Origin of the sequence: Pseudescherichia sp. (assembly GCF_031979925.1) — a bacterium.
In the GTDB taxonomy this organism is placed as follows: domain Bacteria; phylum Pseudomonadota; class Gammaproteobacteria; order Enterobacterales; family Enterobacteriaceae; genus Pseudescherichia.
This window is the reverse complement of sequence record NZ_DALZFB010000003.1, coordinates 424,975-439,724: the sequence shown is the minus strand read 5'-3', so window position 1 is coordinate 439,724 and position 14,750 is coordinate 424,975. Positions and strand designations below refer to the sequence as shown.

The 14,750-nt window shown below is 54.5% G+C and carries 14 protein-coding genes and 1 pseudogene; 6 read left to right on the top strand and 9 right to left on the bottom strand.

Annotated features, from left to right (window positions below):
- From tolB to cydA, 9 genes are all read right to left on the bottom strand, one after another.
- A partial coding sequence (gene tolB, locus RTM13_RS08350; RefSeq protein ID WP_312211605.1) for a Tol-Pal system beta propeller repeat protein TolB occupies positions 1 to 1,222 on the bottom strand: 1,222 nt, incomplete at its 3' end.
- A gap of 126 nt (positions 1,223 to 1,348) precedes the next feature.
- Entirely contained in the window at positions 1,349 to 2,704 is a 1,356-nt protein-coding gene (gene tolA / locus RTM13_RS08345) for a cell envelope integrity protein TolA (protein WP_312211604.1), read from the bottom strand.
- Between the two features lie 39 nt (positions 2,705 to 2,743).
- Positions 2,744 to 3,172, bottom strand: a complete 429-nt coding sequence (gene tolR, locus RTM13_RS08340) for a colicin uptake protein TolR (protein ID WP_103819804.1) — start codon at positions 3,170 to 3,172, stop codon at positions 2,744 to 2,746.
- 3 nt (positions 3,173 to 3,175) lie between these two features.
- The gene (gene tolQ / locus RTM13_RS08335; protein WP_103819805.1) at positions 3,176 to 3,868 is read right to left on the bottom strand and encodes a Tol-Pal system protein TolQ; all 693 of its coding nucleotides are present in this window, start codon (positions 3,866 to 3,868) and stop codon (positions 3,176 to 3,178) included.
- A complete protein-coding gene (ybgC, locus tag RTM13_RS08330; protein ID WP_312211603.1) occupies positions 3,865 to 4,269 on the bottom strand; it encodes a tol-pal system-associated acyl-CoA thioesterase in 405 nt (134 codons plus the stop codon). Before ybgC ends, tolQ begins: the two co-directional genes overlap by 4 nt.
- A gap of 147 nt (positions 4,270 to 4,416) precedes the next feature.
- Positions 4,417 to 4,710 (bottom strand): cyd operon protein YbgE, encoded by a 294-nt coding sequence (gene ybgE / locus RTM13_RS08325; RefSeq protein WP_312211602.1) that lies wholly within the window; start codon positions 4,708 to 4,710, stop codon positions 4,417 to 4,419.
- Positions 4,710 to 4,823, bottom strand: coding sequence for a cytochrome bd-I oxidase subunit CydX (gene cydX, locus RTM13_RS08320; protein WP_103819808.1), 114 nt, complete (start codon positions 4,821 to 4,823; stop codon positions 4,710 to 4,712). The genes ybgE and cydX overlap by 1 nt, the downstream gene beginning before the upstream one ends.
- 14 nt (positions 4,824 to 4,837) lie before the next feature.
- Positions 4,838 to 5,977: a cytochrome d ubiquinol oxidase subunit II gene (cydB, locus tag RTM13_RS08315; RefSeq protein ID WP_312211601.1), complete on the bottom strand. Its 1,140-nt coding sequence runs from the start codon at positions 5,975 to 5,977 to the stop codon at positions 4,838 to 4,840.
- Between the two features lie 15 nt (positions 5,978 to 5,992).
- On the bottom strand, positions 5,993 to 7,594 hold the full coding sequence (cydA, locus tag RTM13_RS08310) for a cytochrome ubiquinol oxidase subunit I (protein WP_312211618.1): 1,602 nt from the start codon (positions 7,592 to 7,594) through the stop codon (positions 5,993 to 5,995).
- 848 nt (positions 7,595 to 8,442) lie between these two features.
- On the opposite strand from cydA, the gene glmS reads away from it, so the two are divergent.
- From glmS to RTM13_RS08280, 6 genes and pseudogenes are all read left to right on the top strand, one after another.
- Positions 8,443 to 8,892 (top strand): methylaspartate mutase subunit S, encoded by a 450-nt coding sequence (gene glmS / locus RTM13_RS08305; RefSeq protein WP_312211600.1) that lies wholly within the window; start codon positions 8,443 to 8,445, stop codon positions 8,890 to 8,892.
- Positions 8,892 to 10,292: a methylaspartate mutase accessory protein GlmL gene (gene glmL / locus RTM13_RS08300; protein ID WP_312211599.1), complete on the top strand. Its 1,401-nt coding sequence runs from the start codon at positions 8,892 to 8,894 to the stop codon at positions 10,290 to 10,292. The genes glmS and glmL overlap by 1 nt, the downstream gene beginning before the upstream one ends.
- 6 nt (positions 10,293 to 10,298) lie before the next feature.
- Entirely contained in the window at positions 10,299 to 11,747 is a 1,449-nt protein-coding gene (locus RTM13_RS08295; RefSeq protein ID WP_312211598.1) for a methylaspartate mutase subunit E, read from the top strand.
- Positions 11,744 to 12,985: pseudogene (locus RTM13_RS08290) on the top strand (methylaspartate ammonia-lyase). Before RTM13_RS08295 ends, RTM13_RS08290 begins: the two are co-directional and overlap by 4 nt.
- Positions 12,986 to 12,988: 3 nt before the next feature.
- Entirely contained in the window at positions 12,989 to 14,359 is a 1,371-nt protein-coding gene (locus tag RTM13_RS08285; protein WP_312211597.1) for an acyclic terpene utilization AtuA family protein, read from the top strand.
- Entirely contained in the window at positions 14,356 to 14,673 is a 318-nt protein-coding gene (locus RTM13_RS08280) for a DUF4387 domain-containing protein (protein WP_312211596.1), read from the top strand. Before RTM13_RS08285 ends, RTM13_RS08280 begins: the two co-directional genes overlap by 4 nt.
- Positions 14,674 to 14,750: the final 77 nt, after the last annotated feature.

Sequence of the window (14,750 nt, the reverse complement as noted above, 5' to 3'; positions counted from 1 at the left end):
CATCTGTAGAAACCAGATTCAGCACGGATCCCATCCCCTGAGAAGAGCTGTAGATTACCATAGTGCCGTTAGGTGCCAGACTTGGCGTTTCATCCAGGAACGTTGACGACAAGACTTGTACGCCACCCGCTGCCAGATCTTGTTTGGCAATGTGCTGCTGCCCACCGTTGGAGCTGACCATTACCATAAATTTGCCGTCGCTGCTGACGTCAGCATCCTGGTTCTGAGAACCTTCCCAGGAGATACGCTGCGGAGCACCGCCGTTAACATTCACTTTATATACTTGCGGACGACCTGCCTGGTCAGAGGTAAAGGCCAGGTTCTGGCTGTCCGGGAACCAGGTCGGCTCGGTGTTGTTGCTGCGACCGTCGGTCACCTGACGGATCTGGCCAGAGCCAATATCCATCACGTAGAGGTTCAGGCTACCGGTTTTCGACAGGGCAAACGCCAGCTTGGTACCGTCCGGAGAGAATGCCGGTGCACCGTTGTGACGCGGGAACGAAGCAACCTGACGTACTGCACGGTTAGCCAACGTCTGGATCACCAGCGCAGAACGACCGCTCTCAAAGGTCACGTAGGCCAGCTTGCTGCCGTCCGGAGACCATGCCGGTGACATCAGCGGCTGCGGTGAACGGTGAACAACGAACTGGTTGTAGCCGTCGTAGTCAGAGACGCGCAGCTCATACGGGAACTGGCCGCCGTTGGTCTGTACAACGTAGGCGATACGGGTACGGAACGCACCTTTAATACCGCTTAGTTTCTCGAAAACTTCGTCACTTGCGGTATGGCCCGCGTAGCGCAGCCACTGCTTGTTCACTTTATAGGAGTTCTGAGCCAGCACGGTACCCGGTGCACCGCCGGTATCAACCAGCTGGTAGGCCACGTTGTAGCTACCGTCCGGGTTAGGCGTAACCTGCCCAACAACTACGGCATCAATCCCCAGCGCAGACCATGCTGCTGGTTGAACTTCCTGGGCGCTACCCGGCTGCTGCGGCAGGCGAGAGCGATCCAGCGGATTAAACTTGCCGCTGTTGCGCAGGTCGGCACTAACGATGCCGCCGATATCTTCAGGCGCAGCGCCAGGACCTGCCCACTGGAAAGGAACAACGCCAATCGGGCGTGCCGAGTCCACCCCTTGGGTGATCTCGATACGTACTTCTGCATGCAGCATAGCTGCCCACAGCATAAAGAAACTCACTACTACGCGTAATGCCTGCTTCATCATATCTCCCTTATCTGAGTCATTACCCACGATAATTTAGCAGAATGTTAACAAACTCAAATAAACAAACAATCGATACCCAACCACAACCTTAGCCTGTTTTTCCCATTTTTAGTGGGAAAAACATTACAGTTTAAAGTCCAGTTTGGCGTCTTTTACTTTCTCATAAACATCCTGGCTAGGCGGTTTAGGGATCCTGGCTGTTTTTGCAGCGGTTAGAGCAGCCTGACATAACGCTGGATCCCCACCTTCTTGCGTGACGTTTAGCAACAGACCATCTGGTGCCAGCTTAATATGCAACACACAGGATTTACCTGCATATAGGTCAGCTCCGTATAACCGACTCTGAATAGCATTACGAATTTGCGCAGCGTAGGCACTAATATCGGCACCTGATGCGCCACCATTAGCGCCGCTTGTTCCGCTATCTTTAGCAGGCTGACCGCTTCCTTTCGCGCCGCCACCTGTTTTCGGCGCATTCTTACCTGAACTCAGGTCACCGAACAGGTCGTCAACGTCTGACGCAGCCGCTTTCTCAGCTGCTGCGGCTTTTTTCGCCGCGGCAGCTTTGGCTGCCGCCGCTTTGTCTGCGGCAGCTTTTTCAGCGGCAGCCTTCTTCTCAGCAGCCGCTTTTTCTGCCGCCGCGGCTTTCGCAGCAGCAGCCTTCTCGGCGGCAGCAGCGGCTTTCTCTTCCGCCGCTTTTTCGGCAGCCGCTTTCTTCTCGGCAGCCGCTTTTTCTGCCGCCGCAGCTTTCGCTGCGGCAGCCTTCTCGGCTGCTGCGGCCGCTTTTTCAGCAGCGGCTTTCTCGGCTGCCTGCTTAGCGGCCTCGGCCTGGGCTTTCTTCTCGGCGTCCTGCTGCGCTTTCTTCGCCGCGTCGGCTTCGGCTTTCTTCTGCGCATCCGCCGCCGCTTTCTTCGCCGCATCAGCCGCTGCTTTCGCGTCGGCTTCGGCTTTGGCTTTCGCATCCGCTGCGGCTTTTTGTGCCGCCTCTTCTGCTGCCTTCGCCTGGGCATCGGCCTGCGCTTTTGCATCCGCCGCTGCCTTCGCCGCGGCTTCTTCAGCCTGCTTCTGTTTTTCCTGCGCCTGCTTTGCCGCCTCTTCAGCCTGTTTCTGCTGCTGGGCCTGCTCGCGCGCCTGCTCCTGCGCCTGCAAACGCTCTTTTTCCAGCTGTTTCAGACGCTCCTGCTCGGCGGCCTGCTTTTCACGCAGCTCTTCCGCCTGCTGTTGCGCCTGTTTTTCACGCTGCTCTTCTGCACGCTTCGCGCTCGCCTGCTGCTGCTGTTGACGATTGTACTGCTGTACGACCGCGCCGGGATCGACCATGACGGCGTCAATGGCCGAGCCACCGCCGCCGCCCGCAGAGGCATCTATATGCTCATCAAACGAGCTCCAGATCAGCGCTGCAAACAGAATGACGTGCAGCACTGCTGAAATAATGATTGCCCGTTTAAGCTTGTCGTTTTGTTCGGTTGCCTTTGACACTCTCGGTTCCCAAAAACTGTCTGCCTGCTCAGCAGCGGATTAGATAGGCTGGGTCATTAAGCCAACCGACTTCACGCCCGCACTATGGAGCAGGTTCAGCGCTTTAATTATTTCATCGTAAGGCACTTCTTTCGCGCCACCGATTAAGAAGACCGTTTTCGGATTGGATTGCAGGCGACGTTGCGCTTCGGCAATCACCTGCTCCGGCGGCAGCTGATCCATACGATCTTTTTCCACTACCACGCTGTATTGACCCACGCCGGAAACCTCAATGATAACCGGCGGATCGTCATTGGAGCTGACGGTTTGCGACTCGGTCGCATCCGGTAGATCCACCTCTACGCTCTGCGTGATGATGGGTGCCGTTGCCATAAAGATCAGCAGCAGCACCAGCAGTACGTCGAGTAACGGTACAATGTTGATCTCGGACTTCAGCTCACGACGACCCCGACCGCGTGTTCTGGCCATGGCTTACCCCTTATTGCTCTCGGTGCTGGTAAACGCCTGACGATGCAGAATTGCGGTGAACTCTTCCATAAAGTTGTCGTAGCTCAGCTCAAGCTTATTGACGCGTTGGTTCAGACGGTTGTAGGCCATAACCGCAGGGATGGCGGCAAACAGGCCGATGGCGGTAGCGATCAGCGCTTCCGCGATCCCTGGCGCAACCATCTGCAGCGTCGCCTGCTTCACCGCGCCCAGCGCGATAAAGGCGTGCATAATCCCCCACACCGTACCAAACAGACCGATATACGGGCTAATGGAGCCAACGGTTCCAAGGAATGGAATGTGCGTCTCCAGGGTCTCCAGCTCGCGGTTCATGGAGATACGCATCGCGCGTGATGCCCCTTCCACGATGGCTTCCGGCGCATGGCTGTTCGCCCTGTGCAGGCGAGCAAACTCTTTAAATCCGCTGTAGAAGATCTGCTCTGAGCCGGCCAGGTTTTCACGGCGGCCCTGGCTCTCCTGATAGAGGCGGGAAAGCTCGATACCGGACCAGAATTTGTCCTCGAACCCTTCGGCTTCACGGGTAGCAGCGTTAAGAATACGCGTTCGCTGAATAATGATTGCCCAGGATGCGATAGAAAAACCAATCAAAATCAACATGATAAGTTTGACCAGAAGGCTTGCCTTCAGGAACAAATCAAGGATGTTCATGTCAGTCACTGCTTAAACTCCGCGACAATAGACTTGGGAAGCGCACGAGGCTTCATTAAGAGTGGATCAACGCAGACAATCAGTACCTCAGCTTCGTTCAGCACGATATTCTCTGCATTGACGATCCGCTGCGTGAAGACCAGAGAGGTTCCACGCATTGATGTAATTTCCGTTTGGACTTCGAGCATATCGTCGAGTCTGGCGGGTGCAAAATACTCCAGCGTCATCTTGCGTACCACGAATGCTACCCGCTCGGCCAACAAAACCTGCTGGCTAAAGTGGTGATGTCGTAGCATCTCCGTGCGTGCTCTCTCGTAAAAAGCGACGTAGCTGGCATGGTAAACCACACCACCGGCATCGGTATCTTCATAGTACACACGAACCGGCCATCGAAATAACGTTGTATTCACTTTACATCCCGGTAATGCAATATAAGTAGAGCGTTCAAACGCTGCTACTATACGCGGGGGAAAGGTGGTTTGGAATGGGTTGAAGTAAACGCAGCGTAAAAATTTATGGGCTTGTGCAAGCCCATATCGTTAACGGACATTTCTCATTCAAAAGAAGAAAAAGATAAGCCCAACGGCAAGGACGATATCGGCGATGAGCGGGCAGAAGATCCCCTGCCAGTGCACGGCTTTCGGACGGAACCCAACTCCGTGGATCACGCCTGCGCAGACGGCCCACATCATCAGCAGACCATGCCAGATTGCCAGGTCACTGGTTTTCGCTGCAAAACGGGTAGGATCCCAAAACATGCAGCCTGCCAGCACCAACGCCATCACTAAGGAAAGGGCCCTGAGCGGGCCCTTGTCCATTACCGCATAGAGTTTTGCGATAATAGGTTCCATCAGGCTTTTTCTTTACCTGCCTGGGTCGCTTCAACGTGCTCTAGCGCCAGGGCGGTAATTACGCCAAATGCACAGGCAAGAAGCGTTCCTAAAATCCATGCGAAATACCACATTGTATGCTCCTTACTTAGTACAGAGAGTGCGTGTTGCTTTCAATATGCTCTTTGGTAATGCGACCGAACATCTTCCAGTAGCACCATGAGGAGTAGAGCAGAATAATCGGTACAAAGACCGCTGCGACCCAGGTCATCAGGTTCAATGTCATCTGGCTCGATGTCGCATCCCACATGGTCAGGCTGGCGTTCAGCACGGTGCTGGATGGCATGATGAACGGGAACAGCGCAATGCCTGCGGTCAGAATGATGCATGCCAGCGTCAGGGACGAGAAGAGGAACGCCCATGCCGATCTGTTCAGACGACCTGCAACAAAGGTAAACAGCGGCAGCACAACGCCCAGCGCCGGGATTGCCCACAGGATCGGCGTGTTGTTAAAGTTCACCAGCCAGGCACCGGCTTCACGTGCAACCTGCTTGGTCAGCGGGTTAGACGCGGCGTGATGATCGATAGTAGAGGTCACTACATAGCCGTCGATACCGAACATCACCCATACCCCTGCCAGTGCGAAGCAGACCATGGTCACCAGCGCCGCCACCTGAGTGGTAGCACGGGAGCGCACGTACACTTCGCCTGCGGTACGCATCTGCAGGTAGGTTGCACCCTGCGTCAGGATCATCGCCACGCTCACCACGCCTGCCAGCAGACCAAACGGGTTCAGCAGCTGGAAGAAGTTACCGGTGTAGAAGAGGCGCATGTATTCGTCCATATGGAACGGTACACCCTGCAGCAGGTTACCGAAGGCAACGCCAATCACCAGCGGTGGCACGAAGCTGCCGATAAAGATGCCCCAGTCCCACATGTTACGCCAGCGCGGATCCTCAATCTTCGAGCGGTAGTCAAAACCGACCGGACGGAAAAACAGCGAGGCCAGCACCAGGATCATCGCGACATAGAAGCCGGAGAAGGCAGCGGCGTAGACCATCGGCCAGGCCGCGAATAGCGCCCCGCCTGCGGTGATCAGCCACACCTGGTTACCGTCCCAGTGTGGAGCGATGGAGTTGATCATAATCCGGCGCTCGGTGTCGTTACGACCCAGGAAGCGGGTTAACATCCCCACGCCCATATCCCAGCCGTCGGTGACCGCAAAGCCAATCAGCAGAATGCCAACCAGCAGCCACCAGATAAAACGTAATACTTCATAATCAATCATGTGACGACTCCTGTCTTAGCGTGCCGGCTGAGAAGCAACGGTGGACTGACCATACTGAGTATCGGTCTGAACGTTAGCCTGCTCGTAGTGGTAGCGACCCGTTTTCAGACTGCTCGGCCCAAGACGAGCAAATTTGAACATCAGGAACACTTCCGCCACCATAAACAACGTATAGAGGCCGCAGATAAGGATCATAGAGAACAGCAGGTCACCTACTGTCAGCGAAGAGTTAGCCACTGCGGTCGGCAGCACCTCACCAATCGCCCACGGCTGACGGCCATACTCTGCAACAAACCAGCCGGTCTCAATAGCAATCCACGGCAGCGGAATACCGTACAGCGCGGCGCGGAGTAGCCAGGATTTGCTGCCGATACGGTTACGGCAAACAGTCCAGAAGGAGACAGCGAAGATCAGCAGCATCAGCACGCCACAGGCCACCATAATACGGAACGCAAAGTAGAGCGGCGCAACGCGTGGGATGGAGTCCTGCGTAGCCTGCTTGATCTGATCTTCGGTGGCATCGGTGACGTTAGGCGTATAGCGCTTCAGCAGCATGCCGTAGCCGAGGTCTTTCTTCATGCTGTTGAACTGGTCACGCACGTTCTGGTCAGTCGACCCCGCGCGCAGCTCTTCCAGCAGCTGATAAGCCTTCATCCCGTTACGGATACGTTCTTCATGCTGCACCATCAGATCTTTCAGACCGATAACCGGCGTATCAACGGAGCGCGTGGCGATAATGCCCAGCGCATACGGGATCTGAATAGCAAAATTGTTCTCCTGCTTATCCTGATCCGGAATACCAAACAGGGTAAACGCGGCCGGAGCTGGCTGAGTCTCCCACTCGGCTTCGATAGCGGCCAGTTTGGTTTTCTGTACGTCGCCCATCTCATAGCCGGACTCATCGCCCAGTACGATAACAGAGAGTACGGCAGCCATGCCGAAGCTGGCAGCGATGGCAAAGGAGCGTTTGGCGAACGCCACATCGCGGCCACGCAGCAGATAGTAGGAGCTGATGCCAAGGATAAACATCGCGCCGCAGGTGTAGCCCGCCGCCACGGTGTGAACAAATTTCACCTGGGCAACCGGGTTAAGTACCAGCTCAGAGAAGCTGACCATCTCCATGCGCATGGTTTCGAAGTTGAAATCCGATGCGATCGGATTCTGCATCCAGCCGTTTGCTACGAGGATCCACAGGGCAGAGAGGTTAGACCCCAGCGCAACCAGCCAGGTAACCGCCATATGCTGTACTTTGCCCAGGCGATCCCAGCCAAAGAAGAACAGGCCAACAAAAGTGGATTCAAGGAAGAACGCCATCAGGCCTTCGATGGCCAGCGGTGCACCAAAGATATCGCCTACGTAGTGAGAGTAATAGGACCAGTTAGTCCCGAACTGGAACTCCATGGTCAGACCGGTGGCCACGCCCAGCGCAAAGTTGATACCAAACAACTTGCCCCAGAACTTGGTCATATCTTTATAGATTTGTTTGCCGGAAAGAACGTAGACCGTTTCCATGATTGCCAGCAGAAACGCCATACCAAGCGTTAAAGGGACAAACAGGAAGTGGTACATCGCGGTTAAGGCAAACTGCAAGCGTGACAGTTCGACTATATCTAACATCATGACTCCTTGCGCATCGCATGAAGACTTCGAGAGCAAACCCCGTTAGAGAGGGTCCACACACATGCCCCAATACAAAATTATCTATTGCTTTTCACTGGGACTGGTACGCATAAGCGCAGACAGCCGCAACGAAAAGTTACAGACAGGTTAATAAAAATCCCAAATTGATCTCGCGATATATTACGCCGCAAATCCCTTACAATAAATAGGTTTTTAATAAACCTTTTTTACGTTTTTCGACGGGGATCAATTTATCGCCAGTTTACAACTTTTCGACCATTTTGATCAGCGACAATTTAACGTTTTTTAGAAATTTTTTCCATGCTTTAAATATTGATCTAAATCAATTTTTACCCTAATTGTTAATTATGTATCTCCATGGTTCACATGGTAAAAGATATGTTAAAAATATGTTCCAACAAACGCATGATGGTTAAAAAATAGTGTTATGCCAACGCAGGCATGTATCCGCAATCACGCTTCAATAGTGCGTTAGCGTAATGCATACTATTTAATTATATTTACACCTTAATTTTATTAACTATTTATCAATGCTCAGTAAGCGCAACTCTATTTTTAGAAGAAGCTCACAATTTATCATTTATACCAATAAGTTTGAATCTCAACTTATTATTAATGACAAGGTTAATAAATCACATAACCACATGTTTTTACTTGCATTACATATTAACAAAAGATAAATCACTCTTTTAGAGAAAGAGCTATTGAAAATAGATCAATTGCCTCTTGCCTACCCTCACCTCACACTTCCCGCTATTCCATGCCTTTGTGCTTTTATGTCTGACTAATGCACATTCTGGCGATAAATTAATTGAGGATGCACCATGAAAAAAGCAACGCTCGTTATTGGCGTAATTGGAGCCGACTGCCATGCCGTTGGTAACAAGGTTCTGGATCGCGTTTTTGCCGCCCACGACTTTCGGGTGATCAACCTCGGCGTGATGGTCAGTCAGGATGAGTACATTGATGCCGCGATCGAAACCGGGGCCGATGCTATTGTGGTCTCTTCTATTTACGGCCATGGCGATATTGACTGCCTGGGTTTACGTGAGCGCTGTATTGAACGTGGGATTGGCGAGGTTTTACTTTACGTCGGCGGCAATTTAGTGGTCGGTAAACACGACTTTACTGAGATAGAGAACAAATTTAGAGCCATGGGCTTCGATCGCGTTTTTTCTCCGAGCCACGATTTAGAAGACGTCTGCCAATTAATAGCTACTGATATTAACAATAAATTAACCAATTGCCGCCCACAGCCGGAAGAGGTTGTGTGATGCGTACGGTATCCGTTGATATTGGTTCAACCTGGACCAAGGCTGCTCTTTTTGAAATGAGAGGTGATAACACCCTCAGGCTTCTTAATCAGGCGGTCACGCCAACCACCACCCAACATCTTGCCGACGGTTTTTTTGCCAGCCTGAACCAGCTGCTGGAGGTCTCGGATGCCAGGTCGCTGCTTAGACGCGGCGACGTCACGCTTAAGTACTCCTCTTCAGCTAAAGGCGGACTGGCCGTTGCTGCAATGGGTTTAGTGCCTTCTATTACCCTTGAAGCGGCGAAGGTGACCGCCCATTCGGCAGGGGCCAAACTCACCCACTATTATGCCTACAAGCTAACGCCGCAGGATATACGCCAGCTTGAGGCCTCCCCACCCGATATCCTGCTGTTCGCCGGAGGTACAGACGGAGGAGAGACGCGCTATGGCCTGGACAATGCGCGACTGCTTGCCGCGTCGGGGCTGGAGTGCGCGATTGTCTACGCCGGCAATCGGGATATTCAATCCGAGGTTGAGCAGCTGCTGGCGCATAAGCAGCTCACCGTAGTGGATAACATTCTGCCCGAGCTGGATTCGCCTAACCCCCTCCCCGCCCGGCAGGCGATCTGTGACATCTTTCTATCCCGTATCGTGAAGGGAAAAGGACTGGACATTATCGTCGATGAGACTGGCGAAGCCCCTATGCCTACGCCATGGACGGTGTTTGAGCTGGTTAAGCTAATGAGCCAGCATGATGATGCCTGGCAGTCATTTATGCTGATTGATATGGGAGGTGCAACCACTGATGTCTACTCCGCCTGCGCCAATACCCTCTCTCCGGACACCGTTCTCCACGGCCTGCCTGAGCCCTTTGTCAAACGCACCGTTGAGGGTGACTTAGGGATGCGGGTCTCTGCGGCGGTAGTAGGCGAAAGCACCAGAATGCTTATCGATACGCTTTTTGCCTCGCAGCCCGACTTGCACAGCGCGTTTTATCGCTATCTCGACAAACTCGTTGCCTGCCCCGGCGCTCTGCCTGCCAGTTCTGAAGAGCACCGCTTCGATACCTTGTTGGCCGGGCTATGCGTAGCCTATGCCAGCGAACGCCATGCGGGAACAAAAAAAGCGGTGGCCACCTGCGTTGGCACGGTCGATCTGCAAACCGGGCGCGATCTTACCCCCATACGCAAAATTGTCGGCTCCGGCGGCTGGCTATCGCGCGCGGCGTCGTTTGATATTCATCGCTGGCTTAAATATCGCGATCTCGATGCTCGCGGCAACCGGATCCTGCTGCCCGCGCAGTTTGATTACTACCGTGATGAAAAAGGCCTGATCCCCCTGCTGGCTAATGCCGCAAGGCTTTATCCCCAGGCGGCTGCGCTCGCCAGCATTCACTGTTTAACCCCAAACCCAAGGTAGCAACGAATGGAACTCAGCAATAAAAAGATATCTCATGACGATTTTATGTCTGAGCGGCAAGGCGTTCTGGACACCTGGCCTACCGGGAAGGACGTTACCCATTTCGAAGATGGCGTAAAGTACCAGCAGACCATACCTGAGGCCAAAAACTTCGCCCGTGCGCTGCGCATGGCGGATGAGGAGGGTATTACTCTCAGCCAGCCTCGTGCAGGCGTGGCGCTGCTGGACGAGCATATTGCCCTGCTTAAAGTGCTGGAGCAGGAGTGCGATCTGCTGCCCACCACCATCGATGCTTACACCCGCCTGAATCGTTACGAAGAGGCTGCGGTGGGTATTCAAAAATCGATCGAAGCAGGCACCTCAAAACTCAATGGCTTACCGGTAGTGAATCACGGGGTTGCCGCCTGCCGTCGCCTGACCGAATCCTTGCAGAAGCCGCTCCAGGTCAGACACGGTACCCCAGATGCCCGGCTGCTGGCTGAGATCTCCATCGCCAGCGGGTTTACCAGCTACGAGGGGGGCGGCATCTCCTACAACATTCCCTACGCAAAACGCGTCACGCTCGAAAAATCCCTGCGCGACTGGCAGTACTGCGATCGCCTGATTGGCCTGTATGAAGAGCACGGCATCCGCATTAACCGCGAGCCGTTTGGCCCCCTGACCGGCACGCTGATCCCACCGTTTATGTCGCATGCGGTTGCCATCATTGAAGGCTTACTGGCGCTGGAGCAGGGTGTACGCTCTATTACGGTTGGCTATGGCCAGGTGGGGAGTCTCACGCAGGACGTTGCCGCCGTTAAAGCGCTGCGCGAACTCTCTCATGACTATTTCCGCCAGCAGGGCTACGAAGACTATGAGTTAAGCACCGTCTTCCATCAGTGGATGGGTGGCTTCCCGGAGGATGAATCAAAAGCGTTTTCCGTCATCGCCTGGGGCGCAGCCGTTGCCGGCATGGCGGGGGCAACCAAAGTCATCACCAAAAGCCCGCATGAAGCCTTCGGTATTCCTACCGCTGCCGCTAATGCCCAGGGGCTAAAGGCGTCGCGCCAGATGCTTAACATGGTCCGCGATCAGCCCTTCCCCGCCTGCCGCGCCGTCGATCTGGAGGTGGAGCTGATCAAACGCGAGGTGCGCGCTGTACTGGACCATGTCTTTGCCCTCGGTAAAGGTGATATCGCTCGCGGCACGGTGCTGGCCTTTGAAGCGGGCGTTCTGGATATCCCCTTTGCACCGGCAGCCTGTAACGCAGGCAAGATGACCCCGGTGCGCGACAACGCAGGCGCGATTCGCATCCTGGAGGCCGGTGCCGTCCCGTTACCGAATGACATTCTGGCGATGCACCACGACTTTGTTGCCGCGCGCGCCAGCTTTGAACGCCGCCCCGCCTCATTCCAGATGGTTGTTGACGATATCAATGCCGTATCCCACAGCAAGTTAATAGGAAGACCAGAATGAAAATTAAACAGGCGCTTTTTACCGCAGGTTACTCCTCCTTCTACTTTGACGATCAGCAAGCCATCAAGAACGGTGCCGGTCATGACGGCTTTATCTATACCGGCCAACCGGTGACGCCGGGCTTCACTTCGGTACGCCAGGCCGGAGAGTGCGTCTGCGTGCAGCTGATCCTGGAGAACGGGGCCGTTGCCGTAGGTGACTGTGCGGCGGTGCAGTACTCCGGGGCCGGTGGGCGCGATCCCCTCTTCCTGGCGGCAAATTTTATCCCGTGGCTTAACGATCATATCAAGCCGCTACTTGAGGGTCGCGACGTGCAGGCTTTCCTGCCCAACGCGCGCTTTTTTGACAACCTGCGTATTGAAGGCAAACTGCTGTACACCGCGGTTCGCTATGGCCTGTCACAGGCGTTGCTGGATGCCGCCGCACTGGCAACGGGCCGGCTAAAAACGGAGGTTATTGCTGACGAGTGGCAGTTGCCTACGGTTGCCGAGCCAATCCCGCTCTTTGGTCAAAGCGGAGATGATCGCTACATCGCCGTCGATAAAATGATCCTCAAGGGCGTTAACGTCCTGCCCCACGCACTGATTAATAATGTGGAAGAGAAGCTGGGCCACGACGGTGAAAAGCTACGCGAATACGTACGCTAGCTGGCAAACCGCGTAATGACGCTGCGCACCAGTCCGCGTTATCACCCTACCCTGCACATTGATGTCTACGGCACGATTGGCCTGATATTCGATCAAGACCCGCAGCGCTGCGCGCACTATATCGCCAGCCTGGAGAGAGAGACTCAGGGTCTGCCGCTCTATATTGAGGGGCCAGTTGATGCAGGTAACAAAGCCGATCAGATCCGCCTCCTGACGGCAATCACCCGCGAGCTGACGAAGCTCGGATCTAAGGTCAAAATCGTTGCCGACGAGTGGTGCAACACCTATCAGGATATCGTTGACTTTACCGACGCTGGCAGCTGTCACATGGTGCAGATTAAGACGCCCGATTTGGGCAGCATCCACAATATTGTTGATGCGGTGCTCTACTGCAACAAGCACGGCATGGAGGCCTACCAGGGCGGGACCTGTAACGAGACGGAGGTAAGCGCCAGAACCTGCGTTCACGTCGCTCTCGCCGCCCGTCCCATGCGTATGTTAATTAAGCCCGGCATGGGTTTCGATGAGGGTCTTAACATTGTCTTCAACGAAATGCAGCGCACCCTTGCGCTCCTTCAGGCAAGGAGCTAAGCGATGGCAAAGACGTTTAAGATCCTGTCCCCGACCGCTATTCTCGGCTACGGCTTTCCGGAAGAGAGCTTTTTAAGCGCGCTGGCTGAATCGCCGGATCTGATCGCCGTGGATGCAGGCTCGTCCGATCCTGGTCCACACTATCTTGGTGCGGGAAAACCTTTTACCGATCGCGCCGGGGTGAAGCGCGATTTGCGCTACATGATCTCGGCCGGCGTTAAGCAGGGTATTCCGGTGGTTATTGGTACGGCGGGCGGCTCAGGCGCAGCTCCGCATCTCGCATGGTGTCGTGAGATCGTACTGGAGATCGCCCGTGAAGAGCAGCTTTCATTCACCCTCGCAACGATACCCGCAGACGTTGATAAGGAGATTGTTCACCAGGCGCTGGATGCAGGCAACATCACCGCCCTCGACTTTGTTCCGCCGCTAACCCATCAGGATATTGATGACAGTACCTCCATCGTCGCGCAGATGGGCGTCGAACCTTTTCAGCAGGCGCTGGCGGCCGGTGCACAAGTGGTGCTGGGCGGCCGGGCATACGATCCGGCCTGCTTTGCGGCATTGCCGATGATGCAGGGTTTTGATGAGGGGCTGGCGCTGCACTGTGGGAAGATCCTTGAGTGCGCCGCTATTGCCGCCACGCCAGGATCGGGATCGGACTGCGCCATGGGGATCCTTGACGAACAGGGTTTCACCCTGAAAGTGTTTAACCCGAAGCGGAAGTTTACCGAAACCTCGGCGGCGGCCCATACGCTGTATGAAAAGTCAGACCCCTACTTTCTACCCGGCCCGGGCGGCATGCTTAATTTGCAGGCCTGTACCTTCAAAGCGGTCAATGAGCGAGAGGTCTACGTCAGCGGCTCGCGCCACGAGACCACGCCCTACCGGTTAAAACTCGAGGGCGCTCGGCTGGTAGGCTACCGTTGTCTGACCATCGCCGGGGTCCGCGATCCTATCATGATTGCCGGGATTGAGACCATCCTCGAGGAGGTGAAGTCCAGCGTCGTCGGCAACCTGAGCCTAAATGCAGAAGAGATCCGCATCACCTTCCATCTCTACGGCAAAAACGGCGTGATGGGCGATCATGAACCCCTACCGCAGGCCGGACACGAACTGGGGATTGTTCTCGATGTGGTAGCCCCTCACCAGCAGCTTGCTAACAGCGTCTGCTCGCTGGTGCGCTCAACGCTGCTGCACTACGGCTACGATGGCCGGATCGCCACGGCAGGCAATTTAGCATTCCCCTTTTCGCCCTCGGACGTCCAGTGCGGCGCGGTCTATGAATTCTCTATCTATCACCTTATTGAAGCGAGCGAGGCGTTGCAGTTTCCCTTCTTCCTTGAACAGGTCACGCCGGAAGGAGTACAGGCATGAAACAGTCCATACGTTCTTTGGCCTTAGTTATCCGGTCTAAAAATGCCGGACCCTATGAGCTGGTACTGGATATTCTCTTTAAACAGCAGAGTGACTATCTGGCGGTTAAAGCCTCCGGGCAGTTGACCGCGCAGCTTATTGCAGATCTGTACAATCTTGATGAGAAGCACCTTCCCCGTCTTATCTGGTTCGATCCGGCCAACGCTGTCAAAGCTATTTTACCGAGGAGCACCGTCTCGGGTAACAGAGGAGATAACGACGTCTATGGCGCACAGCAACATGCGCCGTTACTGGACATCGTTTTTGATATTTAACGCAGATAACCATAACCCTCTACGGGGTACGCCGCTGCGTACCCCATTCTAAAACTTGCTGGTCATTAGACAAAATT

Coding starts and splice junctions, on each gene's coding strand:
- RTM13_RS08295 (WP_312211598.1), top strand. CDS start 10,299: ATGGAACTCAGCAATAAAAAGATATCTCATGACGATTTTATGTCTGAG.
- glmS (WP_312211600.1), top strand. CDS start 8,443: ATGAAAAAAGCAACGCTCGTTATTGGCGTAATTGGAGCCGACTGCCAT.
- RTM13_RS08285 (WP_312211597.1), top strand. CDS start 12,989: ATGGCAAAGACGTTTAAGATCCTGTCCCCGACCGCTATTCTCGGCTAC.
- ybgE (WP_312211602.1), bottom strand. CDS start 4,710: ATGGAACCTATTATCGCAAAACTCTATGCGGTAATGGACAAGGGCCCG.
- RTM13_RS08280 (WP_312211596.1), top strand. CDS start 14,356: ATGAAACAGTCCATACGTTCTTTGGCCTTAGTTATCCGGTCTAAAAAT.
- cydX (WP_103819808.1), bottom strand. CDS start 4,823: ATGTGGTATTTCGCATGGATTTTAGGAACGCTTCTTGCCTGTGCATTT.
- tolR (WP_103819804.1), bottom strand. CDS start 3,172: ATGGCCAGAACACGCGGTCGGGGTCGTCGTGAGCTGAAGTCCGAGATC.
- cydB (WP_312211601.1), bottom strand. CDS start 5,977: ATGATTGATTATGAAGTATTACGTTTTATCTGGTGGCTGCTGGTTGGC.
- cydA (WP_312211618.1), bottom strand. CDS start 7,594: ATGTTAGATATAGTCGAACTGTCACGCTTGCAGTTTGCCTTAACCGCG.
- glmL (WP_312211599.1), top strand. CDS start 8,892: ATGCGTACGGTATCCGTTGATATTGGTTCAACCTGGACCAAGGCTGCT.